The 26,308-nt window shown below is 39.3% G+C and carries 23 protein-coding genes and 1 tRNA gene; 19 read left to right on the top strand and 5 right to left on the bottom strand.

The window, feature by feature from the left end; translation table 11 throughout:
* Positions 1–7: 7 nt before the first annotated feature.
* Positions 8–2,956, top strand: coding sequence for a glycosyl hydrolase 115 family protein (locus tag FDF36_RS15295; protein WP_220391921.1), 2,949 nt, complete (start codon positions 8–10; stop codon positions 2,954–2,956).
* 104 nt (positions 2,957–3,060) lie between these two features.
* Positions 3,061–3,816: a NigD1/NigD2 family lipoprotein gene (locus FDF36_RS15290; RefSeq protein ID WP_220391920.1), complete on the top strand. Its 756-nt coding sequence runs from the start codon at positions 3,061–3,063 to the stop codon at positions 3,814–3,816.
* A gap of 926 nt (positions 3,817–4,742) precedes the next feature.
* On the opposite strand, the gene FDF36_RS15285 is transcribed toward FDF36_RS15290, so the two are convergent.
* Both FDF36_RS15285 and FDF36_RS15280 read right to left on the bottom strand, forming a co-directional pair.
* Entirely contained in the window at positions 4,743–5,252 is a 510-nt protein-coding gene (locus FDF36_RS15285) for a hypothetical protein (RefSeq protein WP_138298750.1), read from the bottom strand.
* Positions 5,245–6,624, bottom strand: coding sequence for an AAA family ATPase (locus FDF36_RS15280; protein ID WP_220391919.1), 1,380 nt, complete (start codon positions 6,622–6,624; stop codon positions 5,245–5,247). The genes FDF36_RS15285 and FDF36_RS15280 overlap by 8 nt, the downstream gene beginning before the upstream one ends.
* Before the next feature lie 279 nt (positions 6,625–6,903).
* Here FDF36_RS15280 and FDF36_RS15275 point away from each other — a divergent pair, with 279 nt between their 5' ends.
* From FDF36_RS15275 to FDF36_RS15255, 5 genes are all read left to right on the top strand, one after another.
* Positions 6,904–8,124 carry a tyrosine-type recombinase/integrase gene (locus tag FDF36_RS15275; RefSeq protein ID WP_220391918.1) on the top strand — a complete coding sequence of 407 codons (1,221 nt, stop codon included), beginning with the start codon at positions 6,904–6,906 and terminating at the stop codon, positions 8,122–8,124.
* A 181-nt stretch (positions 8,125–8,305) separates the two neighbouring features.
* A complete protein-coding gene (locus FDF36_RS15270; protein ID WP_259281454.1) occupies positions 8,306–8,860 on the top strand; it encodes a hypothetical protein in 555 nt (184 codons plus the stop codon).
* Between the two features lie 354 nt (positions 8,861–9,214).
* Positions 9,215–9,595 carry a hypothetical protein gene (locus tag FDF36_RS15265; protein WP_220392019.1) on the top strand — a complete coding sequence of 127 codons (381 nt, stop codon included), beginning with the start codon at positions 9,215–9,217 and terminating at the stop codon, positions 9,593–9,595.
* Positions 9,592–10,911, top strand: a complete 1,320-nt coding sequence (locus FDF36_RS15260) for a hypothetical protein (RefSeq protein WP_220391917.1) — start codon at positions 9,592–9,594, stop codon at positions 10,909–10,911. Before FDF36_RS15265 ends, FDF36_RS15260 begins: the two co-directional genes overlap by 4 nt.
* Positions 10,912–10,986: 75 nt before the next feature.
* On the top strand, positions 10,987–11,640 hold the full coding sequence (locus tag FDF36_RS15255) for an A1S_2505 family phage non-structural protein (RefSeq protein WP_220391916.1): 654 nt from the start codon (positions 10,987–10,989) through the stop codon (positions 11,638–11,640).
* A 262-nt stretch (positions 11,641–11,902) separates the two neighbouring features.
* On the opposite strand, the gene FDF36_RS15250 is transcribed toward FDF36_RS15255, so the two are convergent.
* A complete protein-coding gene (locus FDF36_RS15250; protein ID WP_220391915.1) occupies positions 11,903–12,556 on the bottom strand; it encodes a hypothetical protein in 654 nt (217 codons plus the stop codon).
* An 83-nt stretch (positions 12,557–12,639) separates the two neighbouring features.
* On the opposite strand from FDF36_RS15250, the gene FDF36_RS15245 reads away from it, so the two are divergent.
* The 5 genes from FDF36_RS15245 to FDF36_RS15225 all read left to right on the top strand — a co-directional run bounded on the left by FDF36_RS15245 (position 12,640) and on the right by FDF36_RS15225 (position 16,528).
* Positions 12,640–13,014, top strand: coding sequence for a helix-turn-helix domain-containing protein (locus FDF36_RS15245; RefSeq protein WP_220391914.1), 375 nt, complete (start codon positions 12,640–12,642; stop codon positions 13,012–13,014).
* Complete coding sequence (locus FDF36_RS15240; protein ID WP_220391913.1) at positions 12,974–14,665, top strand: DNA primase family protein; 1,692 nt, start codon at positions 12,974–12,976, stop codon at positions 14,663–14,665. The genes FDF36_RS15245 and FDF36_RS15240 overlap by 41 nt, the downstream gene beginning before the upstream one ends.
* Positions 14,662–15,639 carry a BT4734/BF3469 family protein gene (locus FDF36_RS15235; RefSeq protein ID WP_220391912.1) on the top strand — a complete coding sequence of 326 codons (978 nt, stop codon included), beginning with the start codon at positions 14,662–14,664 and terminating at the stop codon, positions 15,637–15,639. The genes FDF36_RS15240 and FDF36_RS15235 overlap by 4 nt, the downstream gene beginning before the upstream one ends.
* 163 nt (positions 15,640–15,802) lie before the next feature.
* Positions 15,803–15,997: a hypothetical protein gene (locus FDF36_RS15230; protein ID WP_220391911.1), complete on the top strand. Its 195-nt coding sequence runs from the start codon at positions 15,803–15,805 to the stop codon at positions 15,995–15,997.
* Between the two features lie 57 nt (positions 15,998–16,054).
* Complete coding sequence (locus FDF36_RS15225) at positions 16,055–16,528, top strand: hypothetical protein (RefSeq protein WP_220391910.1); 474 nt, start codon at positions 16,055–16,057, stop codon at positions 16,526–16,528.
* Between the two features lie 361 nt (positions 16,529–16,889).
* Here the strand turns inward: FDF36_RS15225 and FDF36_RS15220 are convergent.
* Positions 16,890–16,963, bottom strand: a tRNA-Met gene (locus tag FDF36_RS15220).
* A 219-nt stretch (positions 16,964–17,182) separates the two neighbouring features.
* Here FDF36_RS15220 and FDF36_RS15215 point away from each other — a divergent pair.
* The 4 genes from FDF36_RS15215 to FDF36_RS15200 all read left to right on the top strand — a co-directional run bounded on the left by FDF36_RS15215 (position 17,183) and on the right by FDF36_RS15200 (position 22,051).
* Positions 17,183–17,569: an START-like domain-containing protein gene (locus FDF36_RS15215; protein WP_220391909.1), complete on the top strand. Its 387-nt coding sequence runs from the start codon at positions 17,183–17,185 to the stop codon at positions 17,567–17,569.
* A gap of 76 nt (positions 17,570–17,645) precedes the next feature.
* Positions 17,646–19,556: an LptF/LptG family permease gene (locus FDF36_RS15210; protein WP_220391908.1), complete on the top strand. Its 1,911-nt coding sequence runs from the start codon at positions 17,646–17,648 to the stop codon at positions 19,554–19,556.
* Positions 19,557–19,560: 4 nt separating this feature from the next.
* Positions 19,561–20,775 (top strand): bifunctional 3,4-dihydroxy-2-butanone-4-phosphate synthase/GTP cyclohydrolase II, encoded by a 1,215-nt coding sequence (locus FDF36_RS15205; RefSeq protein WP_220391907.1) that lies wholly within the window; start codon positions 19,561–19,563, stop codon positions 20,773–20,775.
* Between the two features lie 82 nt (positions 20,776–20,857).
* The gene (locus FDF36_RS15200; RefSeq protein ID WP_220391906.1) at positions 20,858–22,051 is read left to right on the top strand and encodes a pyridoxal phosphate-dependent aminotransferase; all 1,194 of its coding nucleotides are present in this window, start codon (positions 20,858–20,860) and stop codon (positions 22,049–22,051) included.
* A gap of 162 nt (positions 22,052–22,213) precedes the next feature.
* Here FDF36_RS15200 and FDF36_RS15195 read toward each other — a convergent pair whose 3' ends face one another.
* On the bottom strand, positions 22,214–22,384 hold the full coding sequence (locus tag FDF36_RS15195; protein ID WP_005810660.1) for a DUF362 domain-containing protein: 171 nt from the start codon (positions 22,382–22,384) through the stop codon (positions 22,214–22,216).
* Positions 22,385–22,543: 159 nt separating this feature from the next.
* Between FDF36_RS15195 and metA the strand changes: the two genes are divergently transcribed.
* The 3 genes from metA to FDF36_RS15180 are packed head-to-tail and all read left to right on the top strand — an operon-like array spanning position 22,544 to position 26,255.
* A complete protein-coding gene (gene metA, locus FDF36_RS15190) occupies positions 22,544–23,461 on the top strand; it encodes a homoserine O-acetyltransferase MetA (RefSeq protein ID WP_220391905.1) in 918 nt (305 codons plus the stop codon).
* A complete protein-coding gene (locus tag FDF36_RS15185) occupies positions 23,458–25,284 on the top strand; it encodes a peptidase U32 family protein (protein ID WP_220391904.1) in 1,827 nt (608 codons plus the stop codon). The genes metA and FDF36_RS15185 overlap by 4 nt, the downstream gene beginning before the upstream one ends.
* Complete coding sequence (locus FDF36_RS15180) at positions 25,281–26,255, top strand: hypothetical protein (RefSeq protein WP_005823078.1); 975 nt, start codon at positions 25,281–25,283, stop codon at positions 26,253–26,255. The genes FDF36_RS15185 and FDF36_RS15180 overlap by 4 nt, the downstream gene beginning before the upstream one ends.
* Positions 26,256–26,308: the final 53 nt, after the last annotated feature.

Raw genomic sequence — 26,308 nt, 5'->3', positions numbered from 1 at the left:
ACACAAAATGAGACATTTATTTTTATTGGCAGTGCTTTTGTATGCCTGCACTTCTTACGCACAGATTCGTGTGCAAGAGCGACTTTCGGAGGGGAAGACCAGCTTTGTTTTGACTACTCCTAAGTTACAAGCCAAAATTTATTATGATGTAAATGATGAACTGGTCATCAAAAAATCGGCAGAGTTATTTACTTTTGACGTTGAAAGAGTGACCGGCCGAAAGCCTGAGTTAATCCAAAAGCGTGAAAGAGCGAACTTCCTGGTTATTGTCGGAACTATTGAAAAGAATAAATGGATTCAGGAGTTGGCGCAAAAGGGGAAAATCGATATACGCCCGTTGCAAGGGGCTTGGGAACGATATCTGATTCAAACGGTCGACAAACCTTATCCGGGGGTGGATAAAGTCCTGGTCATAGCCGGGAGTGATCGGAGGGGAGCTGCTTATGGTCTGTTTTCCATCTCCGAGATGATAGGGGTGTCTCCTTGGTATTGGTGGGCCGATGTCCCGATAAAAAAGCATGAAGTACTGTATGTTGATGCTCCGGCCACTTACTCTAAAACTCCTTCGGTGAAATATAGAGGTATCTTTTTGAATGATGAAGACTGGGGGTTGAAACCTTGGGCAGCTAAAACCTTTGAGAAAGAACGTGGTAATATAGGTCCCCGTACCTACGCGAAGATTTGCGAGTTGTTGCTGCGTTTGAAAGCTAACCACCTGGCTCCGGCTATGCATCCTGTATCCACGGCATTTTACCGGATTCCTGAGAATAAACTGGTAGCCGATACATTTGCCATTGTCATGGGGTCCAGTCATTGTGAACCTCTATTGTTAAATACAGCCAGTGAGTGGCATAGTGAGACGATGGGGCCGTGGGATTATAACGCTAACAAAAATAAGATTAACGAAATATTAAGCAATCGTGTGAAGGAAATTTGCACTTACGAGAATGTATATACATTAGCTTTAAGAGGATTGCATGACGCCGCCATGGGAGGTGGCAATGTGCCGATGAAAGAGAAGGTAAAGATGCTGGAGAGTGCATTGAAGGATCAGCGGAATCTGATAGCCCAGCATATTAATAAGCCTGTCGAAACCATTCCCCAGGCATTTACTCCCTATAAAGAGGTATTGGATATTTATTCGAATGGTCTGGAGCTGCCGGAAGATGTCACTATTATTTGGGCAGATGATAACTTTGGTTACATGAAGCGGCTGAGTGGTCCGCAGGAACAAAAGCGTGCGGGACGTGCGGGGGTATATTATCACCTTTCCTACCTCGGGGTACCCCATAGCTATTTATGGTTTAGCACCACTCCTCCGGCATTGATGTATGAAGAACTTCGCAAAGCGTATGATACTACAGCCGATCGTATTTGGTTGGCGAATTGCGGAGACCTGAAAGGTTCCGAGGCACAAGTTTCGTTTTTTCTCGACATGGCTTATGATATTGAGCAGTTCAACGAAAAAAATGTGCATACCTATCCTGCCCGTTGGTTGGCAAAGATGTTTGGAGAACAATATTACAATACGTTGGAGGATATAACTTGCTCGCATATAAACCTGGCTTTTTCCAGAAAACCTGAATATATGGGTTGGGGATATTGGAATAATTATTGGGGAGGAGGAGAAAAACGTACTGATACAGAGTTTTCTTTTGCGAATTATGATGAGGCTGGGAAACGTCTGGCAGAGTACCGGCGTATCGGTAAAAAGGCAGAAGATATGCTGGCTACTTTAGAAGAGGCGGCCAGACCTGCTCTGTACCAGCTGTTGTATTATCCGGTAAAAGGCGCTGAATTGATGAATAGAATGAATATGACAGGGCAGCTTTACCGGCAGTATGTGCGCCAGAAACGTGCCGCTGCCAACAATCTGAAGAGCGAAGCAGAATGTTGCCACGATAGTTTAGAGATCATTACCGACAGGTATAACTCTCTCCTGAATGGTAAGTGGAAATACATGATGTCACTAAGACAAAATTATGATGGAAGTAGTTCTTATTTTATGCTTCCCTTGATGGAGGAGTGCTATATGCCGGCAGGCGATCCGAAATTAGCTGTTCAGGCCGAAAGCGAACAACTGAACCGGGGAGGTTTCAATTGTCATGCTTTACCTACGTTCAACACATATTCCCGCAAAAGTCACTGGATCGATATTTATAATCAAGGAGGTGGAAAATTGGCTTGGAATTCGGCAGCCTCTGACGAATGGATTGTTTTGTCCTGTCAATCGGGCACTACTTCTACGGAAGATCGGGTTCGGGTATCTATCGACTGGGATAAAGTCCCTGTAGGAGAGAAGGTCACAGGAGTTATAGAATTCTTTTCCGGAATGCAGAAAGAGCGTGTGTTTGTATCTGTATTCAATCCGATGGTTCCGGCACGGGAAGAGTTACAAGGGCTTTTTGTGGAAGAAAATGGTTATGTATCTCTGCCTGCTACTGACTTTCACCGTAAATTTGAGAGTAATGACATCAAGATGCGCATACTACCTGGATTGGGCTTCGAAGGCTCTGCCTTGCAAATAGGCAGTCCGACAGCTCCGTTACAGATGTACCGATCGGGTGAGACCCCCAGGGTAGAATATGATTTCTATACTTTCAATGTAGGGATAGTTGATGTGTACACCTATGTGCTGCCAACTTTTCCTTTGCATGCTGAGCGGGATTACAAACTACCAGAGCATACCAATTCGGATACGAAATACAGTCTTCGTATTGACGATGGCTCTATTTCCACTCCATCTACTTCGGCCATAGAGTACTCGCAGATCTGGTATGATAGTGTATTGAAGAATTGCAGGGTGAACAAATCGCCCCTTTATGTAAAATCCCCCGGCAAACATACCTTGCAGATTCGTTGTGGAGATCCCGGAACAGTGATTCAGAAAATCGTAATTGATATGGGTGGCCTCAAAAGATCATATTTGGGACCTGAAAGTACTCTTTGCCGTTGATATTATTTTTAATTAACATTCTTGGATGCAGGCTTTTCGGAATTGTTTTATTTCTATAAATAGAGAGAACCTATTTTGAATGTCTAATGAAAATGAAATCTATTATGAAAGTCTGTTCATTCTTGAATAAAGGAGTTATAATTGCGATGGCGGTTGTTTGTTCTGCCGGTTTACAGTCTTGTCTGGATGACAATGATAAGTACTATTATGTAGGAGGATTTCCTAATGCTCTTGTAACGGTGAAAAACGCGACTGATGGTTCATGCTTTTTACAGTTGAATAATAGCACGACATTGTTGCCTACTAATATGACCTCTTCTCCTTTTGGCGAGAAAGAAGTAAGGGCATTGGTGAATTATGATGAATTGGATGAATCAGGCGGAAAATATGATAAGGCCATACAGGTGAACTGGATAGATAGTATTCTGACCAAATCGATTGCACCTGATCTGGGGACGGAAAATGATGTTGTATATGGTACGGATCCAGTCGAAATTGTGAATGACTGGGTGACTATTGCAGAAGATGGTTATTTGACTCTACGTTTCAGAACAACGTGGGGAGACTATCATAAAGCCCATTTCGTAAATTTATTGTTAAGCCAGAATCCGGAAAGTCCTTATGAGGTAGAATTCCGTCATCATGCATACGGAGATACATATGGTACGATGGGAGATGGTCTGGTCGCTTTTAAACTGGATGGTCTGCCGGATACAAATGGTAAAACTGTCAAATTAAAGCTAAAATGGAAATCATTTACCGGCGACAAATCTGCAGAGTTTGATTATTGCACTCAAAAGTCCGTTACACCAGTTAATGCAGCAATCACATCGGTAAGAAGTAATTTGAACTTAAAATGATTTCTCAAGCCCAAAAGGTTACGTTTCTGTGAATCTCGATTGGATCATACGGCTTGCCGGGATCTGAAAATAGATAGGAGCGTAGCCTTTTTCTATTAACATTGTTAATGCCTTTTTCAGAACGTTTTTTTTCTATTTGCAAAGAAGAAGTCTTTTGTGCACAAAAGACTTCTTCTTTATTATCAAAAGGCTTGTTTTAACAGTACGTTAAAACAAGCCTTTTGCAGGAATGTAAGTAATACTTATAATTACTTGATTTTTAATCTTATGGAGTAATGTTAGAACTTTTACTCCCCAATTTTCTCCTATAAGGTTTAGCGGGGGATATTTGCTATTTTAATAAGTATATGTGCTTTGATAAAAAAGTAGATGGTTGAACCTTTCGATAAGATTGTTTGTTTTGACTCCCTGCATTTACCTTGTTTCAGTAAATAGACTTACATCGTTGAAACATTATTATTTTCCCTTGTTGATAGCCTGTTTGAAGTAATGGTTAATAGAATGAATGTAAACTTGTAATCAATTGAAGCTTATTTTGTTATCCTGTTGATAACTTTAGTGGATACCTGTTAATAACCTTGTTGATAACTGAGTGAAATGTATGAGGGAAGCAGTGTGTCGGGCAATAAAAAAGCGCCCAAGAGTGGAAGCCTCCTAAACGCTAATTTTCTTTTGGTAGCGGGACCCGGGATTGAACCGGGGACCTCATGATTATGAAACCGGGCTGTGTCGATGTCTTTCTATTTCTTTGCGTTTCACGCTCTTACTTAAGTGGCTCTTTTTCAAGGGAAAATATAATATTTCTTTTTCATCCGTAATCACGTTATTTCTTCTGTTTCCCGGTGATTTGTGCAATTTTCGTGCAAAGCCTCGCTATTTATCATTTGCATCATAAACTATACGATAATTAATGCTGATATATCGTATTAAATTAAAAATTTTCTAATTTCAAAAGATCGTTGTTTAAATTGACAATGACAATCTTTATCGTATTTTATACCTTTGTCTCTAATGCTCTTCTTGGGGATATTATATTCATGGACACTTATCAAACGAATTTCAGGTTTAATAGATATTTCATTGACTCTATTTACAGTGCTAATTATATAGTCGACAAAACATCTAGCGGCTTTTAATTGAGGTAGGGTTTGAGATTTACCTCTTTTCAATTCAATAATTAACACAAATAATGTCCCTTTGGCTTCGGCAAATATAATATAATCACATACACTACAAACCTTTTGCTCTTTTGCAAAAAAAGGGAATAATCCTCCTTTATATTCTTTTCTTAATTCTTTATCGTATTTATACAATAGAGATTTACATCCTGTAGAAATAATAGGAATCTTCATTTTTACAGTTTTCTCTTCTAATACAGTTGTTGTACATAAAAAATCACTATGTAGGATACTATTTATTTTCTCCAAATTACTCATCTTCACCGTATTTTATAGCATAAAACAAATCTTCTGAAGTTTCATTCAATTTATCTATAGTATCGTCTATAGATGGAATATCAAAACCTAATTCATTGATGGGTAGAGATTTTGTTGCAACAGTTGCCTTTGTTTTAAAATCAAAGTAATATACACTCACTTCATCTTTGTTTATAAATTCATGGCTTGAATAATGAAACTTGTCTCGTAGTTTTGCTACTTCTGGTTTATTATTTGAGAGCATAATCAAGTTATTCAGTTCTCTTATTATGTAATCGCTATGTGTACTTATTAAAAGGCGGAATCCTTTATTAATTAATCGTGCAAATAATCTAGTAAGAATAACTTGGTTATCTGGATGCAGATTTAGCTCAGGTTCATCTATTATTATCAAGTCATTTTTTCTAGCTAAGTATTTCAAGTAAAAAACCAAACTAGATAAAGTTTTCACAATAGATGCAGATAAGTGAATGGGTAATTTTTTAGATTTAGCTTTGTTGGATGTAAATTGCACCTCTCCGTCATTTGAAACAGAAACTCTGCCTTGTAATAACTCTTCTTCTATTTCGGTTGCAAATTCCTTGTAATCACCATCTTTTTTTTGTAAATTATTCATATCTTCGGCTATTTCAAGCCCATCTCGAATAGGAAGAGGATATCGAGTTGTTCTTTTGAATAGAAAATCAAAAGGATCTATTTTTTTTGTTGACAAATCTTGCATTTGGTCAACTAACATATTTCTTCTTATGGATAACTCTTTACTAAATGTATATATAGAATTACGTTCTACGGGAAATATAATAGACTTTGAAATTGGGTAAAATGATAAAGAAGAATATAAGCTTGTTAGTACCATGAACCTGATAAAACTAATAGAATTATCAGAAAGTTGTTCTGTATTTGCTATAGTAATCTGAACATCCCATGAACCCTTTTCTTTTTTTAGAAAAAGTGATAATTTATTTTCAATTAGTTTACCCTCTATTTTTTCATTAAGCATTCTGTTGAAAAAGTCTTCTTTTAAAGTCTCAAAACAAATTGAAAATGCAGGAAAATATTTTTGCGCTTGTTCTTTAGATATTCCAAATATTTCGTTTAGATTTTCTTCTATATATTTTATTGTTTTATTTCGGTAGTTCCAAACTTCTTCTTTATTTATAATCAGAGTTAAAGATCTTTTTTCTAATAAAGCGTTCAAATGCTCGTCAGGAAGAAAAATTGGTTCAAAATTCCTTCCAGCAGTAAGGGCATAAATAATGTATGAAACATAAGTTTTCCCTGTATTGTTATGTCCACAAAAGACAGTCAGACTTTTATTTAAATCTATTGTTGCCTCCTTTATTGCTCCTAACCCTTTAATATTAATTTTCATCTTTTCTTTCCTTTTATTGTACTTATCGAAAACAACTTCTTTGTAAAAGATGTTGTGAAACTGATTATATATGACACAAAAATAACAAAAAAAATGATCTTATCATTCATTAATTCCTTTTTTCATCTATAAAACACTTTTTCCGGTTGAGCATATACTTGCAAACGTTATTAAAAAATGCCTGTAAATGCCTTTTGAAAGCCCCGTTTAACTTATAATTCCAAAAATTTGGGGATATATTACCGGTAAACAATTCCGTTTACAAGTAATTCAAACATCATGATTAAAATCATTAAAAACGGCGTTGTTGTGTCGGTTGTACTCGACACTCGCACCATTAATAAAGAAGGTACTTATCCGGTAAAAATCAAAGTGTATTATCAGAGCAAACCAAAGTACTATTCAGTCGGTATCTGCTTGACTTCAAAAGAAGAACTTGAAGAAGCGCTTGAAGGCAAGTCCAAAGAGTGCAGAGATATCCAGGAAGAAATAGGGAAGGAACTCAGCCGTATTCTAAAGAATGTGGAATATCTGGCCGAACGCGGAACTTTCTCTTTTGACCGTCTGAATACAAGACTTGGAAAAAACATCGGCGGTACTATCAATGAAATGCTTGAAGCCAAGATAAAAGAACTGGATGAAAACAACAAGTTTGGTTCCAAGACTTTTTATCAAAGTACGCTATCACTGATTAAGCGGTATAAAAGGAATAATGTACCAATTAGGGATATTACAGTTGAGTGGCTGCGTGATTTTGAGAAATTCTGCCTGAAAACAGTAAGTCAGACAACCTTGGCTATCAACATGAGGAATATTCGTGCTATCATGAATATTGCCAAATCTGCCGGAGTGATTAGAGAAGCTGATTATCCTTTCGGGAGAGGCAAATACCAAATAAAGGAAGGTGTAGGCAAGAAAAAAGCACTCAACAAAAGACAGCTCAAAGCTATCGCCAATTATTCGGATGGTAACAAGTTCACTGAGTTTTATCGTGACTTATGGCTATTCATCTATTTCTGTAACGGTATCAACGTTGCCGATTTGATAAACCTTAAATTCTCTGACATTCAAAACGGGGAAATTTCGTTTATTCGTGAAAAGACAAAGGACCGTACTCGTGACACAAAACGGATTTATGCACCGATAACTCCTGAAATGCAGTCTATTATTGAAAAGTGGGGGAACAATCCGAGAAAGAGTATTTATATATTTCCTTTTATGAAAGCCGGTGATGATGCTTGGGAACATGAGAAGAAAAAGAAGAATCTCACCAAGCATATAAATGACAGAATGAAGGTTATCGGTGAGAAATTAAATATAGGCAAGATAACGACATACGTCGCCAGACATACTTATGCAACCGTATTGCGAAACGAGGGCGTTCCGGTGTCTATTATATCACCTATGTTGGGTCATACAAGCGTAACCACTACCGAGATATATCTTGCCGATTTGGAGTCTGAAAACAGAGCCAGAAATGCGAGTTTATTGAGCTTTTAAGGCTTGTATATAGGCTATATTGGGGCAGCTTCAATATTCTGCCCGATTCTCTTGCTTGGTGGGGAATCGGGCTTTCTTTATGCAAAATTACCGGTGCGAGAGCTTAATTCTGGTTAAGAATATAGTTAAAATACCTTTTTCTTTTATATTCCGACAAAAAAGAGGATATATGTAATGTCCGATGATTCATGTATTCGGAGTATTACTAAATTCAAAAATAAATAAAGTTATGGCACGAAAGAAAAAAGTAGAAGAAGAACAACCGGTGACTGCCGAAGTTGTAGAGACTAAAAAGAAATCTTCAAAGAAAGCACCAAAGACTAAAATGTCTGCTCAAAAAGAAAGCATACAGGAAACCAGTGTTCAAGAGCCGATTGTCAAAGAAGAAAATACGAAAGATTCTTTTAAAGACAAAGATTATACAATCGATGAGCTTATAGATATGTTAGGGCCGGATATTGATTGTGAGGATGATACAGAGTTTTCATTAACGGAAGATACTTCTTCACAAGAACAGGAATACACAATGGAGGATATGCTTGCTGTATTGGACGAGTCAATCGATAATGACGATGAAGAATGTGTTTCAGATGAAATACTTGATAAATTCGACAAGGCACTCGAAGAAAAAGGTTTGGGCGATGATTATTTTCGGAAGAAAGAAGAACGGCTTAAAGAAATGGAGCTGGAGCATGAACTTCACGAATTCGCCATTGATGAAATGCTGAATGAATAAGAATATCTAATTTTGTAACCTGCAACAGTCTCTTTATGAGATGTAACTTTGTGATGTGCCTTATTTTTTCTAATTTTGCATCGTCATGGCAACATGGCGGACATATTAGAAATTTAAGGTACACGAAAGTGTTTAACTGATTCTCCGGAATAAAGTCTGGTAAACTATTAACGAACGGGAATAAGTTAGCATCTCTCGCGTCATATCCATATATGGCGTGGGGAGACTGTTGCTTGTTTTAGTTCAAGGGTTTTACCAGAGCCTATTCCGTAAAATAAGTTAGCAGCCCTCACGCTTTCGCATTTTATAAACTTCTTCTGTGTGGGCGGGAAGAAACTAAAACAAAATTCAAAAATGAAAACATTAAGAATGTTTGCAACCACTTTGATGATGGTTGTATTGTGCTTGAACTTTTCTGCTTGTGGTGACGACGATGATGAAAATCCATCTCCTTATCCTACAGCGGAAGAACTTGTTGGAACTGTATGGACTGGAGTCAATGCTGACAAAGACGCTTATCAAATCAAGCTGACAAGCAAAACGGATTTAACTTTGAACATTACAAGTGAAGATGGAGACAAGTATGTTGATAACGCTGTATTGAAATACCAATACAATGCGAAAGATGGTAAATTCACTTCAAGCTATGAAGATATGTCCATTGCAGGGACTATTACCAAAACAGAAATGACCTTTACAATAGAAGGTGAGAAAATCATATTGAAGAAGAAATGATGAACAAATTATTTAACGTAAGCACCATGCCCTTACTCGGCATGGTGTTTCTATTCATGGCAGCCTGTTCCGATGATGCGGATAATTCAGACCCGAATAATGACATACAAAACATTGAAATGCCATCATCTGGTGCTGAATCTCCGATTGTCAGCGGTAAGTTAGTTGTTATACGTGGTAATGGTTTCTCCGAAAATAGTGAGATATGGTTTCAAGCATCTTCACGCTCAGGCGAGAAAAAGGCAGATGTTATTTCATATTCTGATGAAAGTATCTCATTCATCGCACCTAATATGACAGGTAATTGTGATGTCATTTTAAGACAAGAAGGAAAAGAAAAAACATTAGGCCAAATGTTCTTGGAAGAAAAAGATGTGGACAATATGAATGATTATACCTATGTCGCAGGTTACAACGTTGTGGATTTTGAAGACAACGAAAATGCTTTTCCTATATTATATGTATTCGATAGGAAAAGTGGAGACTTTGAAAAGAAGAACGAACTGCCCAATGGAGAAATCATAAAATTCATATTGGCTGAGAATAACGGAAATCAGAATATTTATTATTTCAAACGCTGTTTACCAATAAGTAAAGAAGTCAGTTTGTACAAATATAATCTTGCAAAACAGGAAGAAAAGAAGGTTTGTGCCAATTGGCTGAATAAATTTTACAATGCTTCGCCCGGAATGGCCATTGGTATGATTGAGAATACGTTATGCGGTTTGGAAGCATCTGTAGACAAAGGGTTTGAAATTGTCTCTTTTGACGATAATGGAAAAACAACTCTTTTGAAAAAGGCTTTCCCTTACGACCGAATTAACGGGAAATACGTTACTCAATTTTATTGTGAAGATGATAATCTACTGTTTAATTATGACTCAAAAAGCCGTTGTGTCTTAGTTACCGGAAGTATCAGATTTGAAGATGATAGAGAATCTTTTGACTGTCTTCTATCTTTAAACATGAAAACAGGCGACATCAAGCTCCTGCGTGATGAACATAATGACGCATATTATTATGAAGTGCTTAACACGAAACAGGGATTTGTTTTACTTGAAATAGGGAAAGATATTGATAAGACTATTGTAAAAACAATCAATCCCGAAACTTTAGAAACAACATCTATCTTGGCTGAAATTGACGAATACATTACATCTGCCATATATAATGAAAAAACAAATTCAATATATTGGGAAAGCAGTAATGGCACATCAGAAGACTATGTTATGGAATACAACTTTGATTCAAAAGAAGTAAGTGTTTCAAACAGCAGTTTGCCATATATTGAAGCTCTGTTCTCTATCAAGTATTGATTTTTTCCACAAATAATCTAATCCTCTTATTGCTTATGTAGTAAGAGGATTTTTTATACCCAAAAACTTTAAAACATGAACGAAAGAATTACTCCATCCAACATTACGGAGCTGAAAGAAAATGAAATATTTGTGTTCGGTTCAAACTCAAACGGTGTACATAATGGAAATGCCGCAGCAACAGCGATGAAATTCGGTGCTATTATGGGACAGGCTGCGGGAATACAGGGACAGACCTATGCGATGCCTTCCAAACACATTGAGAATCTTAAAAAACATATTGATGATTTTCTACTATATGCAGAACAACATTCGGAATATACTTTTTTAGTTACAGAGATAGGATGCGGAATATCCAAACATTCGCCATTTGAGATTGCACCGTTATTCAAAGAAGCGGTTCATATAAAGAACATCAATTTGCCTTTGTCCTTTTGGGATGTTCTGAATGGTGGCATACAAGCCAGAATCAAACAGGTTGCCGAAAAAGAATCTCCTTCTGTTCCTGATTTTTGTCAAAGAACGGGATTGTCTTTTACTATACTGATGAACATTTTATTCAGAAATGAACTCCCTACTATCTGGATTGTGCAAAAGATACTGATTGCCTTTCCGTCTATAAATGCAAGGTGGCTACTTTTGGGAGAAGGCGATATGAAGCTCACGAAACGCAACAGTTTTCTCACAAGAATAAACGATTTTCTGCATGTCCTTTTCGCTTCCAAATAGACGTGAAATTATTATTTCCCCATACCAAAAATGAGGATGTTTTCGTCTCCTGTATCGAACTTTGCTCTTGCCTCTAATACTCGGTATAAAGAAGCAAGAGCATATCTCAAATATGGGAGAATAAATTGAAGATAAAATAATTTTGCAATGAGTAAAGTGAACTCTTTTTTATAAAAAGTTTTTTATTAAAGAGTTATTTAAGAATATAAATAGAAATATAGTATGTTATAAAAATAGTTCATTTTGTTCACTATATTTCTTTTTATAAAAGAATCTCCTGAGGACAAGTTTCTTTATTGAAGTTCTCTATCGCATCCCATAATTCCTTCTGATATTCATATAGGGGCTCTATTATGACTTCAGGAAAAATGTAACGTTCCGATGTTGGAGCAAGACAGAAACCGGAAGTTTCAATTATTTGCCCGACTTTGCTTCTCATTCTGCAAGATTCTACGACCTCGAAAGAATATTCTCCCAAAAACTTCAGTTTGCAATATTTCTGTGGATACCAACCTATATAGAAAGTTTCACCTTCAAGCAATGAAGAAAACTTGAAATAGTCCATTCCATAAAATTCTTTTTCTACATCAAGTTTGTATTCAAGACAGAAATCTTCCCAGCTCTTATACTCTATGGATTTAGCTATTAAATCTAATTTATTTATTGTTTTTAAAGATGTAAAACTTGACCGTTTCTTTTTTTCATCTTCATTATGGTCTTTAGTTTTTGTCTTAACCAGTCTTGGCCAATAGTCTCTTAAAAAGCGGGCAGAAATTTCTTCAACTTCATTCTTCATATTGATATAATCTGCTGCTTTCTCTGAATTTTCCAAAGAAATGCCTGTCTTAAGTTTAAAAGCTTTATTCAATTCTTGAAGTAAAAATTCTATTTCTGCATTTTCCTTTCTATTTATCATGTTAAAAAATGTTTTTAAAATTTGCCGCCAAAAGCCGCCGTTTTTACTAAGTATCTTTGCCCCATAATCAAAAACATAAGAATATGAATGAAAAAATATCATTTGACACATTACCTGCCGCTGTTATGGAACTGGTGGAAAAAGTAGATTATATAATCAATTTACTTGGTGCAAAAGTAGAAAAGAGGGAAGAAATTCCCAAATATCTGAATACGGAAAATGCACTTGCATATTTGAAGAATATAGGTTTTTCAATGAGTAAGTCCAAATTGTACAAACTCACTGCTTTAAAAAGCATACCTGTTCACAAGAATGGAAACAACTTACTTTTTTTGCAGAAAGAGCTTGAACAATGGTTTGAAAGCCAAATACATACAGATAATGATAAAATCGAATCAATAACAAACTCCTGCCTTTATGGCGGAATTAAAAACAACCGAAAAAATGGAAGAAAATAGAATGTATTATGGTCAGGAAAAGGCCGAAAGCACTGATGCTGTTTTAACTAAATGTGGTGTTGAAAATCAAGTATATCATCTTACAAAGTATAAACGAGAAGTAGAAAAATATGGAATACTGAATGAAATATACAAAAGTATCTTTCCTATTGATTTTCTGTGTGTCTATTATCATGACAATTCTGATATGCTCGATTTTATTGCCAAATTGCGGGAAGATGTCGAGAACAAATCGGAAAATGCAAAAGATGCAAAAAAGACACTGAAAGAATTAGACCCTTCGACAGAAGTAAAGGCAGCTATTATTATTGAGAATCTGCTGAAAGTTTGCGAGAAGAAAAAATCTGGTATTGGAGTCATAAATGGTAATATATATTATTATAACAGCTATTATTGGGAACTTTTGGAAGAAAATCTGGTCAAGAACTATCTTTCAATGGTAGCCGAACAAAGCGGTCTCCCTCATTTTCAAGCATCAAAGGTAAGATTTATTGATTTACTTTATAAGCAACTACTTGCGACAGCGGCTCTTCCTATGTCAGCAAGCAGTACAAATGAAGTCAAAATCAATCTCAAAAATGGCACATTTAAATGCTATGACGGAAAGTTTGATTTTTGTGATTTTTCACCTGAGGACCGATTAACATACCAATTGCCTTTTGAGTTTAATCGGAACGCGAAAGCGGACAAGTTCATGCTTTTTCTAGAGGAAGTAATTCCTGAGAAAGAAGCGAGAATGTTAGTCGCAGAATACATCGCTTATATTTTTACCAAGCATTTGAGATGGGAAAAGTGTCTTGTTTTACTTGGAAGCGGTGGAAATGGAAAATCAGTCTTGATAGATATTGTTACGGCTTTGCTTGGAGAACAGAATGTATGCCACTTTTCTTTGAGCAGATTATGTGAGGCTAACGGTTATTATCGAGCAGAGATTGGAAACTATCTGTTGAATGCCTGTTCCGAAATGGGAAGTAAAAATACTGACCCGGAAATGGTCAAACAATTGTTTAGTAATGACCCTGTAAGTGCCCGTTCTCCCTATGGAAAACCTGTAACCGTATCCAATTATTGTCGTTTTCTGTTCAGTGCCAACTTCATATCAAATAAAGACATGGAACAGACAATCGGTTATTTCCGTAGATATTTGTTCCTTGAATTTAACGCTACAATTCCTGAATGGAAAAAGAATCCCAATCTGGCAAGGGAAATTATTGAAGAAGAGTTGAGCGGAGTTTTTAATTGGGTACTTGAGGGACTGAAAAGAATTTTGGAACCAAACAGAAAAGGCTTTACCTACTCCAAACATATTGACAATACAAATAAAAGAATTGAAAGAAATAGTAACAGTGTTGCTTTGTTTATGTGTGATGAAAACCTTCAACCTTCAAGTGAAAAACATGAGGAAGCAAAGACGTTGTATGATAGATACAAAAACTTCTGTGAAGATAATCATTACGGAGTTGCAAGCAAACATGAGTTTTTGAGAAGACTTGAAACCCAATTGAAATACTGTGTTAAGCGAAAAACGACAAACAATGCCACATGGGTGTATTGTGAAACAGCCAAAAAAACAGAAAAGGACAAGAACGAATTTGTTGAAAAGTTTAAAGCGGAAGGGATTATTAACTCTAATAAAAAAGAATATCTATGAAACCGAATTTTAAAGTATCATTATTTCGTTGCAAAAAGAATAAAGCTCCAGTCAAAACTGTTGATATTCGGGAATGGTTATTGCAAAGGAATGAATACACACCAATCGTTGAAAAATTAAGAGAAACCGACGATGAGGAGAAGCGTAAGTACCTGAAAAGTTCATTGCCAGCTATTACCGTTAGTGGAGTGTTCTCAAAACGAAGGGCTGATTCTCTGATAAGACCTTCAAATTTAATCTGCATCGATATTGACGGGAAAGACAACCCGTCAATATCAGATATGGAGAAATTTAAAAAGCGTTTGGCAGGACTTCCCTACGTTATGTATTGTGGACTTTCAGCAAGTGGCAAAGGTGCGTTCTGCATTATCCCATACGATGATTTTGGAAAGCACAAACTTTACTTCAATGCCTTGCAACGGGAGTTTAAGGAAATGGAAATTATCATTGATTCAAGTTGCAGCGATATTTGCAGGTTGCGTTTTTATTCTTATGACGAACACCCTTATGTGAATTGGGATGCAGAAGTATATACACATACTATGGAGAAAACCAATATTGCACATTTGAAATCAAAAGAAGTCTTTTCAAAGAGAAGTTCCGACATACAAATTTCAAATGAAAATCCAAGAGCCCTATCTATTGAAGAAGCCTTGTTGCAACCGTCCAACCTTGATTTTGCAAGCGCTACTCCATTGAGCAAAACCGAGGAAGCGGAAAGGTTGCTGAATCTGGTAATTGAAAGGCAGATTGACATAACTCCAATATTTAACGATTGGATTAAAATAGGTCTTGTAATCAAGAATCTGTTTGGAGACAAAGGACTTGACTTATTCTTGAAAGTAAGCAGTTTTCATCCAAAATACAGTCAAGAAGAAGCGGAAAGCAAATACTTTGAGTTAAACGAAAAGAAATATAAAACGAATACTCAAAGTCTGTTTGAAATTGCAGCAAAATACGGAATTTACCATTAGTCATTTAAAATAATATTATTATGAACAAGAAACCAAAAGATAAAAAGAAAAGTAAAATTTCATTCGTATAACACTGACCACTTATTTGAAATAGCTGCAAAATATGGATTTTAACAACAGGAAGAAGATACCTTTTTTCTTCATAATTAAATATTTAATAAATATGAATCACAATTTAAAAGTAAACAATGGTACAAACGAATTGGAAGTCAATGTTTCTTTAGAAAAGAATATTGCTTCCATAACTGAAAATGTTATTGTAGTGGGACAAGATTCAGGAATGAGCTTCTGTGCGGAACAGATTCTATTATTCATGAGGAACTTTAATCAGCAACAAATTACATCAATTTATAAATAATTGAATTCATAGGAAGAAGATACCTTTTTATCTTCATTAATTTTAATTTTTTAAATTATGAAAGAGTTCTTTCAAATTGGTAACAACAGAGCCAATACAAAAAACACTGTTGGAGTTAAGAATCGTACTTTGTCTAAGTCTACTTTGGATGGGAAGCAAAGTCTTGAGCGATTCATGCATGATTGCAATGTCTTTCAATCAGAAAGGGAATATGTATTACTTCGAGATTTATATCAGGAGTATATAGCATATTGTGAGAAATGGAATAATGGTGAGTGTTGCTTTGTTCCTATAAACATAAGGGGATTATTGCATTACATGGAGAAGCGTTGTTTAGTGAAACGTCATAGTACAAACTATCAGACACGTCTTTATCTGAAAAAGTCACCATGTTCTTGTGTGAGTGGACTGGCGGTAGATGAAATTCTGCAAAAGAATGATTTGGCGGCTATTAGTGAATCAGAACTTCTCAAACCTTTGGATGATAAAGGAACTGAGGAAATTTTGATTACTGATAAAGTTGATTGTTAAGAGTCCGCTGTAATGTAACGAAGTGAAATAATAAGGCTTTTGTCTTTTATTTGATTTTGTCGCGATTAAACGAGATAACTACCGGTGTGTAGCTTATCTCGTTTTTCGTATCTATTTGTGCAATTTCTTGTGCAAAAAGCCTCAACTCAGCCAGAAACTCCATGTATTACTAAATAAAACCAAGCAATGAAAAGAAAACAGAAGAAAGAGATTTTAAAGTAGAATTATCTTACGTTTTCATTGATTATCAGTGTTTTACATCGAAATTCGTGCAAAATCTGTGCAAATGCCTTTATAAACAAAAAAGACAACCAAGAGTGGAAGCCTCCTAATTGCCTAATTTACAAGCCTTTCGGCTTAGTAGCGGGACCCGGGATTGAACCGGGGACCTCATGATTATGAATCATGCGCTCTAACCAGCTGAGCTATCCCGCCATTGTTTCTCGATTGCGGGTGCAAAGATAGAGCCTTTTTTTTAATCTCCAAAACATTTTCTATCTTTTTTGTGTTTAACTTAAAAAAACATCTCTGAAAGTATGATGAACAGGCTATTTCTGACTCTGAAAGAAGAGATGTAATGAAGAAAGTGAATTAATTATGCCTTGTATTTAGAAAAAAGTATTTATCTTGGCACACACAATCAATAATAAAGCTATGAAAAAGGAGAAAATACATTTGGAATACCTTCTGAATGCGACTTCTAAAAATATTCTTTGGTCAGCAATAAGCACACCTACCGGTTTGGAGGACTGGTTTGCAGACAAAGTAGTATCAGATGATAAAACAGTGACTTTTTGTTGGGGTAAAACCGAACAGCGTCAGGCAGCTATTGTTGCCATTCGGGCCTATTCGTTTATTCGTTTCCATTGGCTTGATGACGAAAATGAAAGGGAGTATTTTGAAATAAAAATGAGTAATAATGAATTGACGGGCGATTACGTGCTTGAAATTAGTGACTTTTCTGATCCGGAAGAGGTTGATGATTTGAAGGAATTGTGGGATTCCCAAGTGAGTAAGTTACGTAGAACATGCGGTTTTTAGTTAACTTTCAACCAAAAATTTTTTGCACTCCTTTTTTTGTGCTAATTTTGTATCTTAATTGCATGAAACTATTAAGATGCTACGCATAAAAAGATTAGATATTTTTATAATAAAGAGTTTCTTATTACTCTTTGTCGGTACATTTTTCATCTGCCTCTTCATCTTCATGATGCAGTTTTTGTGGAAGTATGTAGACGAATTGGTGGGAAAAGGGTTAGAAATGAGTGTGCTGGCTCAATTCTTCTTTTATTCTGCGTTGAGTCTGGTACCGATGTCTCTGCCTTTGGCAGTGTTGTTGGCTTCTTTAATTACGTTTGGTAATTTTGGCGAGCGTTTTGAATTGCTCGCCATGAAGGCAGCAGGCATTTCGCTGCTTAAAATTATGCGTCCGCTCATTGTCCTTGTCTTCGCCATTTGTTGTGTATCTTTCTATTTCCAAAATGTCATAGGGCCGCGGGCACAAGCCAAGTTGGGTACTTTGCTCATTTCGATGAAGCAGAAATCTCCTGAGGTAGATATTCCCGAAGGAGTTTTTTATGATGAAATAGATGGTTATAACCTGAAAGTACAAAGAAAGGACCGTAAAACGGGTATGCTTTATGATGTGATCATTTATGACTTCTCCAATAACTTTGATAATGCTCGTATTATAGTTGCTGATTCAGGACGTTTGGAAATGACTGCTGATAAACAGCATCTCTACTTGCATCTGTACAGTGGAGAAATGTTTGAGAACCTGAAAGCACAGAGTATGAGTTCGAAGAATGTCCCTTACCGTCGTGAGTCTTTCCGTGAAAAGCATTCGATTATTCAGTTCGACTCAGACTTTAATATGGCTGATGCCAGTATTATGAGTAATCAGTCTACTACCAAAGATATGATAAAAATACAGGCTTCTATCGATTCTATGACAGTATTGGCCGATAGTATCGGAAGGCAATATTATGTTGAGGCAAGTAAGGGCCCCTATCGTACTGCAGTTGGGTTGACGAAAGAAGATACCTTGAAAATGCAAGAAGCACAGATTTGTGACTATAATGTAGATAGTCTGTTCAAGGCTGCTACGCTGATGAATAAACAGAAGATAATAGCATCGGCTGTTGGGCGTACAGAGAATCTGTCGAGTGATTGGGGATTTAAGAGTTTTGCGATGACCCAGAATGACTTTAGTATAAGGAGACATAAAATAGAATGGCACCGGAAAATCACGATTTCTCTCTCGTGTCTTTTATTCTTTTTTATTGGTGCGCCTTTGGGGGGAATTATTCGTAAAGGTGGATTGGGGATGCCTGTTATTGTTTCCGTACTTACCTTTATCATTTACTATATAATAGACAATACGGGTTATAAAATGGCTCGTGATGGGAAGTGGATTGTATGGATGGGGATGTGGATGAGTTCCGCTATTTTGGCACCGCTTGGATATTTCCTGACTTATAAATCAAATAAAGACTCTGTTGTATTGAATACAGATGTATATATATCTTGGTTCAAAAGAGTGTTTGGTGTGCGTAGTATCCGTCATCTGTCCAAGAAGGAAGTAATTATCCATGATCCGGATTATCACCGTCTTCCATTTGATCTGGCTGTCCTTTCAGAGGAGTGCAGGACTTATATGCAGAAGAATCGATTGGCTAAGGCTCCCAATTACTTTAACTTGTGGATGTCTGGTGAGCAGGATCGGGAGATTATTGCTATAAACAACCGTATGGAAGCATTGGTTGATGAGATGTCCAATACCCGTTCGTTGATACTACTTCAGAAATTGGAGAAATATCCGGTTATTCCCGTAAATGCGCATGTGCGCCCATTCCATAATTATTGGATTAATATGATAATAGGAATTGTGATTCCCATTGGGCTGTTTTTTTATTTTCGGATTTGGGCTTTTCGTATACGCTTGAATAAGGATATGGAGCGGATTATTGCATTGAACCGTGATGTGGAATTGACAATAAAAGATATTAATAACGAAAACAAGATATAAGAGTATGGAACCAATAAGACTGAATACCATTGAAGAGGCGATAGCTGACTTCAAAGAAGGTAATTTCGTAATTGTGGTAGATGATGAAGATCGCGAAAACGAAGGTGATTTCATTATTGCTGCCGAAAAGATTACTCCCGAGAAAGTAAATTTTATGTTGACTCATGGTCGTGGAGTACTTTGTGCTCCAATCACTGAAGAGCGCTGTGCGGAGTTAGAACTGGATATGCAGGTGTCGTCCAATACTTCGATTTACGAGACTCCATTTACAGTTACCGTTGATTTACTCGAGGGGTGTACGACGGGGGTCTCTATGCACGATCGTGCTATGACTATCCGTGCCTTGGCTGATCCGAAGACAAAGCCTTCTGATCTGGGACGTCCGGGACATGTGAATCCTTTACGTGCCCGTTCGCGTGGAGTCCTTCGTCGTGCAGGGCATACCGAGGCGAGTGTCGATTTGGCCAAACTTGCCGGATTATATCCTGCTGCTGCGTTGATTGAAATTATCAATGAAGATGGAACCATGGCTCGTCTGCCCCAATTGGTGGAAGTAGCTCGTCGTTTCGGATTAAAAATAATCTCCATCAAAGATCTGATCGCCTATCGTCTTCAGATGGAGTCGATTGTCGATAGAGGAGTGGAAGTAGATATGCCTACACAGTTCGGACATTTCCGTTTGATACCTTTCCGCCAGAAATCAAATGGAATGGAACACATTGCATTGATAAAAGGAACTTGGGATACAGACGAACCGATTCTGGTGCGTGTGCATTCCTCTTGCATGACGGGTGATATCTTTGGTTCATGTCGTTGTGAATGTGGTGAGCAGCTTCATAAAGCAATGGAAATGATTGAGGCTGCTGGTAAAGGAGTAATTGTCTATATGAATCAGGAAGGGCGTGGTATCGGTTTGATGAATAAGATTGCCGCTTATAAACTCCAGGAAGAAGGATATGATACGGTAGATGCCAATCTCCATTTAGGTTTTGATGCCGACGAACGTGATTATGGGGTCGGTGCGCAGATTCTGCGTGAGATCGGAGTGAAAAAGATGAAGTTGATGACGAATAATCCGGTGAAACGTATCGGTCTGGAAGCCTATGGGTTAGAGATTACCGAGAACGTGGGAATAGAGGTTAAGCCGAATCCTTATAATGTACGTTATCTGAAGACAAAGAAAGAGCGGATGGGGCATACGCTTCATTTCAATAAGTAAACTGTCTATTTGCTTTCATATATCAAATATTATAGTTTATTTTGCAATCAAATTCACTCAACAACAATAAAATAGATACGAAATGAACCAACTATCAGACCGTTTGAACAGCTTGTCGCCTTCGGCGACTCTTGCTATGTCGCAAAAAAGCGCTGAGCTGAAAGCTCAGGGTGTTGATGTAATTAACCTCAGTGTGGGAGAACCCGATTTCAATACTCCCGATCACATCAAAGAAGCTGCCAAGAAAGCGGTAGATGACAACTTCTCTCGCTACTCTCCGGTTCCGGGCTATCCGGCTTTGCGTAATGCTATCGTAGAGAAATTGAAGAAAGAAAACGGTCTGGAATATACGGCCGCTCAGATTTCTTGTGCAAATGGTGCAAAACAATCTGTATGTAACACTATTATGGTGTTGGTGAATCCGGGTGATGAGGTGATTGTACCTGCTCCTTACTGGGTAAGTTATCCGGAAATGGTGAAATTGGCCGAAGGTACTCCGGTGATTGTAACTGCCAGTATCGAACAGGATTTTAAAATAACTCCTGCCCAACTGGAAGCTGCCATCACTCCGAAGACCAAAGCTTTGATTCTTTGCTCACCGTCTAACCCGACCGGTTCGGTTTATAGCAAAGAAGAATTGGCCGGTTTGGCTGCCGTATTGGCTAAGTATCCGCAGGTTATCGTTATTGCCGACGAGATTTATGAGCATATCAATTATATTGGAAAACATCAGAGCATTGCTCAGTTCCCCGAGATGAAAGATCGTACCGTGATTGTTAATGGCGTGTCAAAAGCGTATGCGATGACCGGATGGAGAATTGGTTTCATTGCCGGTCCGGAATGGATTGTGAAAGCCTGCAATAAACTTCAGGGACAATATACTTCGGGGCCTTGCTCAGTTTCTCAGAAGGCTGCTGAGGCTGCTTATACAGGTTCTCAGGCTCCGGTTGAAGAAATGCGTCAAGCTTTCGAACGTCGTCGTAACCTGATTGTGAAGTTGGCGAAAGAAGTTCCGGGATTTGAGGTAAATGTACCGGAAGGTGCTTTCTACCTGTTCCCTAAATGTAGTTCTTTCTTTGGTAAATCTGTTGGGAATCGTAAGATTGAGAATTCGGATGATCTGGCGATGTATCTGCTTGAGGATGCCCATGTAGCGTGTGTAGGCGGTACTTCGTTCGGTGCTCCCGAATGCATCCGTATGAGCTATGCCACCAGCGATGAAAATATAGTTGAAGCGATCCGTCGTATCAAAGAAGCATTGGCTAAACTGAAATAAGCCTCTGCCAATCAGATAGAGAAGAAGGGTGTCATCAGTGAAAAGATGCATCCTTCTTTATTTTTAAGAGTATCCGGTTTCAATACCCGGGTAGGGGTAAAAATCAATAAAGGCCGCTTTTCCATCAGGAAAGCAGCCTTTATCTTGTTTTGGAGGATTGTATTATTCAGCTGGGTGAATTGCTTCAGAAGGACATACATCTGCGCAAGTACCACAGTCTGTACACTGTTCAGGATCAATTGAATAAATATCACCTTCAGAGATAGCGCCAACCGGACACTCGTCAATACAAGTTCCGCAAGCAATACAATCGTCACTAATTACGTAAGCCATTTTGTTTGATATTTTAATTATTAGTACTAATTTGTAGGTACAAAAATAGAGTTTTTAATCATTAGTTGGTATCGTTTTTGATTAAAATGTTTTAATTTGTATATCTTCTAAATAAGGAAAACACTATTTTTGCATTGATTATTAAATACGTATGCAATTATGCCTTTAAATTTACCTGATAAGCTTCCTGCGATAGAACTATTGAAAGAGGAGAATATCTTTGTGATAGACAACTCCCGCGCAACACGACAGGACATCCGCCCGCTACGCATTGTCATTCTCAACCTGATGCCGTTGAAGATTACGACAGAAACAGACTTGGTGCGTCTGCTCTCGAACACTCCGCTTCAGGTGGAGATATCTTTTATGAAGATAAAGAGCCACACTTCAAAGAACACTCCGATAGAGCACATGAAAACATTTTATACCGACTTCGACAAGATGAGAGGCGATAAGTATGACGGTATGATCATTACCGGTGCGCCGGTAGAGCAGATGGATTTCGAGGAGGTGAATTATTGGAACGAAATAACGGAGATATTCGACTGGGCACGTACCCATGTCACCTCTACGCTCTATATATGCTGGGCCGCACAGGCCGGTCTGTACCATCATTACGGTGTGCCCAAGTATGCACTGGATAAGAAGATGTTCGGCATTTTCAAACATCGCACGTTGCTTCCGTTGCATCCCATCTTCCGCGGGTTCGATGATGAATTTTATGTTCCCCATAGCCGGCATACGGAAGTGCGGAAAGAAGATATACTAAAGGTGCCTGAACTGACATTGCTTTCGGAGTCGGACGACTCGGGAGTGTATATGGTGGTGGCTCGCGGTGGGCGTGAGTTCTTTGTGACGGGGCACTCGGAATATTCGCCGTTGACACTGGATACGGAATACCGCCGGGATGTGTCGAAAGGTCTGCCTATCGAGGTTCCTCGCAATTATTATGTAGATGATGATCCGGACAAGGGGCCGCTGGTGCGTTGGCGCGGACATGCCAACCTGTTGTTCTCCAACTGGCTGAACTATTTCGTCTATCAGGAGACTCCTTATAATATTGAAGATATCAGATGATAAAACAACGTAAGATAGAATTGCTGGCTCCGGCCAAAAACCTGGAATGCGGCATGGCTGCCATCGATCATGGGGCGGATGCCGTATATATCGGTGCGCCGAAGTTCGGTGCCCGTGCCGCAGCGGTCAATTCATTGGAAGATATAGCCGCTTTGGTGGAGTATGCCCATTTGTATAACGTGCGGATTTATGTCACAGTCAATACGATCCTGAAAGATGAAGAACTGAAGGAGACCGAGGAGATGATCTGGACTCTGTATCGTGTCGGTGTAGATGCGTTGATCGTGCAGGATATGGGAATCACTGGTCTGAAGTTGCCACCCATTCCGTTGCACGCCAGCACGCAGATGGATAACCGTACGGTAGAGAAAGTGAGATTTCTGGCCGATGCCGGCTTCCGGCAAGTGGTGTTGGCGCGTGAACTTTCGTTACGGGAGATCGGCAAGATACATGAAGCCTGCCCCGACGTGCCTCTGGAAATCTTTGTGCACGGAGCGCTCTGTGTAAGTTATAGCGGGCAGTGCTACGTCAGCCAGGCTTGTTTCGGGCGTAGTGCCAACCGGGGTGAGTGTGCCCAGTTCTGTCGTTTGCCGTTCAGCCTGGTCGATTCGAACGACCGGGTGATTGCGAAGGACAAACATCTTCTTTCACTCAAGGATCTCAACCAAAGTGAGGAGCTGGAGGCTCTGCTCGATGCCGGTGCCTCTTCTTTCAAGATAGAAGGCCGGTTGAAGGACGTTTCGTATGTAAAGAACGTGACGGCCGCCTACCGCCAGAAGCTGGATGCCATCCTTGCCCGCCGCAAGGAGTATGTGCGTGCTTCTTCCGGCAGCTGCCGTTATGCTTTCAAGCCTCAGTTGGACAAGAGTTTCAGCCGGGGTTTTACGCATTATTTCCTGCACGGGCGCACCAGGGATGTTTTTTCGTTCGATACCCCTAAGTCGTTAGGAGAGGAGATGGGGACGATGAAAGAGGCCAGGGGGAATTATCTGACCGTGGCGGGATTGAAGTCGTTCAATAACGGTGACGGTGTTTGCTACATTGACGAGCAAGGCAAACTGCAAGGTTTCCGCATCAACCGTGTGGAGGGCAATAAGCTCTATCCGCAGGAGATGCCCCGCATCAAGCCCCGAACGGTGTTGTACCGTAACTTCGACCAGGAGTTTGAGAAGACGCTCGCCCGCCGGTCGTCCGAGCGTAAGATTGGTGTGTCTGTCCGGCTGGCGGACACTGCCTTCGGATTCGCCCTGATGCTGACGGATGAGGATGATAACAGTGTAACTTTGTCTCTGGCACGTGAGAAAGAGCCGGCACGTACACCACAGGAAGAGAACCTGAAGACGCAGCTGGCGAAGTTTGGCAACACTCCTTTTGAAGCGCTACGCGTCGACATCGACTTCACGGAGAACTGGTTTCTGCCTGCTTCGGTATTGGCCGATTTCCGCCGGCAGGCGATTGAGAAACTGATTGCCGCCCGCCGTATCAACTACCGGAGAGAGCTGGCGGTGCTTAGGCCTACGACTCATGCTTTTCCGCAGACGACGTTGACCTATCTGGGAAATGTGATGAATGCGCGGGCTGCCTCTTTTTATGCCGGGCATGGCGTGGCAAGCATTGCTCCTGCTTTTGAACAGACGCCTGTGGAGAAGGCGGTGCTGATGTTCTGCAAACATTGCCTGCGCTACAGCATGGGCTGGTGTCCGGTTCATCAACGGGAACGCTCTCCGTATCGTGAACCCTATTATCTGGTATCGACGGACGGCAAACGCTTCCGCCTGGAATTTGACTGCCGGAACTGCCAGATGAAAGTGAGTGCCTTATGAGAGAGAAGGTCCGGTTCTGCGTAGTTTTGTGTTGTTCGGTGGTTATGGTTCTGCTGGCTTCCTGCCGTTATTCCCTGCCTGATCTTCCGGTGGAGGGAGTAAGTCGGAAGACCAAAGACTCTCTGACTTACCTTTCCAAGTATCATTATACGTGGAACACGAACCTGGAGGTACTGGACGATTCGGTCCGGTTGGAATATCTTCCGTTGAAGGATGCTTATGTCAATCTGTACAAGGGTGACCGTGTGGTCGTAGCGGAGTTTTCTGTCCATCCTCAGGACAGTATAGACAGTATCTGGGTAAAAGTGGCCCGTTCTCAGGAAGTGCAGGGATGGGTACGTAATAAAGAGTTGGTGCGCTCGTTCGTGCCGACTGACAGTATTTCACAGTTCATCCATCTGTTCAGTGATACCCACGCTTCATATTTTGTTTTTATATTCGCCTTGTTTGTCGGGGTCTGGCTGCTCCGTGCTTTTATGAAAAAGCGGTTGCAGATGGTCTACTTCAATGATATCGACAGCGTCTATCCTCTTTTCCTCTGTCTGCTGATGGCGTTCAGCGCTACCGTCTACGAGACGATGCAAGTGTTTGTACCCGATACTTGGGAGCATTTTTACTTCAATCCCACCTTGTCGCCATTCAAGGTGCCTTTCATTCTTTCGGTATTCCTGACCGGCATTTGGCTGTTTATCATTGTCACCTTGGCCGTGCTCGACGATCTGTTCCGCCAGCTTACTCCGGCGGCCGCCGTCTTCTACTTGCTGGGGCTGATGTCTTGCTGCATTTTCTGTTATTTCTTCTTCATCCTGACCACTCACATTTATATCGGCTATCTCTTCCTGGCCGGTTTTATTTGGCTTTTTGTAAAGAAAGTGCGTAGGAACTCCGGCTATAAATACTGTTGCGGGAACTGCGGGCAGAAACTCCGAAGGAAGGGGCAATGTCCTCATTGCGGGGCTATTAACGAATAAACCGAGAATGCGGTATAGATGTTGAGAGGATACTCTTCGTTGGTTTAAAACCA

This window comes from Bacteroides fragilis (assembly GCF_019583405.1).
Lineage (GTDB): Bacteria > Bacteroidota > Bacteroidia > Bacteroidales > Bacteroidaceae > Bacteroides > Bacteroides fragilis_B.
Note: the sequence above shows the minus strand (reverse complement) of the source record. Positions and strands in the feature narration are given on the sequence as shown.

Coding starts and splice junctions, on each gene's coding strand:
- FDF36_RS15210 (WP_220391908.1), top strand. CDS start 17,646: ATGCTACGCATAAAAAGATTAGATATTTTTATAATAAAGAGTTTCTTA.
- FDF36_RS15180 (WP_005823078.1), top strand. CDS start 25,281: ATGAGAGAGAAGGTCCGGTTCTGCGTAGTTTTGTGTTGTTCGGTGGTT.
- FDF36_RS15255 (WP_220391916.1), top strand. CDS start 10,987: ATGAACGAAAGAATTACTCCATCCAACATTACGGAGCTGAAAGAAAAT.
- FDF36_RS15265 (WP_220392019.1), top strand. CDS start 9,215: ATGAAAACATTAAGAATGTTTGCAACCACTTTGATGATGGTTGTATTG.
- FDF36_RS15230 (WP_220391911.1), top strand. CDS start 15,803: ATGAATCACAATTTAAAAGTAAACAATGGTACAAACGAATTGGAAGTC.
- metA (WP_220391905.1), top strand. CDS start 22,544: ATGCCTTTAAATTTACCTGATAAGCTTCCTGCGATAGAACTATTGAAA.
- FDF36_RS15185 (WP_220391904.1), top strand. CDS start 23,458: ATGATAAAACAACGTAAGATAGAATTGCTGGCTCCGGCCAAAAACCTG.
- FDF36_RS15195 (WP_005810660.1), bottom strand. CDS start 22,384: ATGGCTTACGTAATTAGTGACGATTGTATTGCTTGCGGAACTTGTATT.
- FDF36_RS15295 (WP_220391921.1), top strand. CDS start 8: ATGAGACATTTATTTTTATTGGCAGTGCTTTTGTATGCCTGCACTTCT.
- FDF36_RS15280 (WP_220391919.1), bottom strand. CDS start 6,624: ATGAAAATTAATATTAAAGGGTTAGGAGCAATAAAGGAGGCAACAATA.
- FDF36_RS15200 (WP_220391906.1), top strand. CDS start 20,858: ATGAACCAACTATCAGACCGTTTGAACAGCTTGTCGCCTTCGGCGACT.
- FDF36_RS15225 (WP_220391910.1), top strand. CDS start 16,055: ATGAAAGAGTTCTTTCAAATTGGTAACAACAGAGCCAATACAAAAAAC.
- FDF36_RS15270 (WP_259281454.1), top strand. CDS start 8,306: ATGATTCATGTATTCGGAGTATTACTAAATTCAAAAATAAATAAAGTT.
- FDF36_RS15290 (WP_220391920.1), top strand. CDS start 3,061: ATGAAAGTCTGTTCATTCTTGAATAAAGGAGTTATAATTGCGATGGCG.
- FDF36_RS15205 (WP_220391907.1), top strand. CDS start 19,561: ATGGAACCAATAAGACTGAATACCATTGAAGAGGCGATAGCTGACTTC.
- FDF36_RS15260 (WP_220391917.1), top strand. CDS start 9,592: ATGATGAACAAATTATTTAACGTAAGCACCATGCCCTTACTCGGCATG.
- FDF36_RS15245 (WP_220391914.1), top strand. CDS start 12,640: ATGAATGAAAAAATATCATTTGACACATTACCTGCCGCTGTTATGGAA.
- FDF36_RS15235 (WP_220391912.1), top strand. CDS start 14,662: ATGAAACCGAATTTTAAAGTATCATTATTTCGTTGCAAAAAGAATAAA.
- FDF36_RS15250 (WP_220391915.1), bottom strand. CDS start 12,556: ATGATAAATAGAAAGGAAAATGCAGAAATAGAATTTTTACTTCAAGAA.
- FDF36_RS15275 (WP_220391918.1), top strand. CDS start 6,904: ATGATTAAAATCATTAAAAACGGCGTTGTTGTGTCGGTTGTACTCGAC.
- FDF36_RS15240 (WP_220391913.1), top strand. CDS start 12,974: ATGGCGGAATTAAAAACAACCGAAAAAATGGAAGAAAATAGAATGTAT.
- FDF36_RS15285 (WP_138298750.1), bottom strand. CDS start 5,252: ATGAGTAATTTGGAGAAAATAAATAGTATCCTACATAGTGATTTTTTA.
- FDF36_RS15215 (WP_220391909.1), top strand. CDS start 17,183: ATGAAAAAGGAGAAAATACATTTGGAATACCTTCTGAATGCGACTTCT.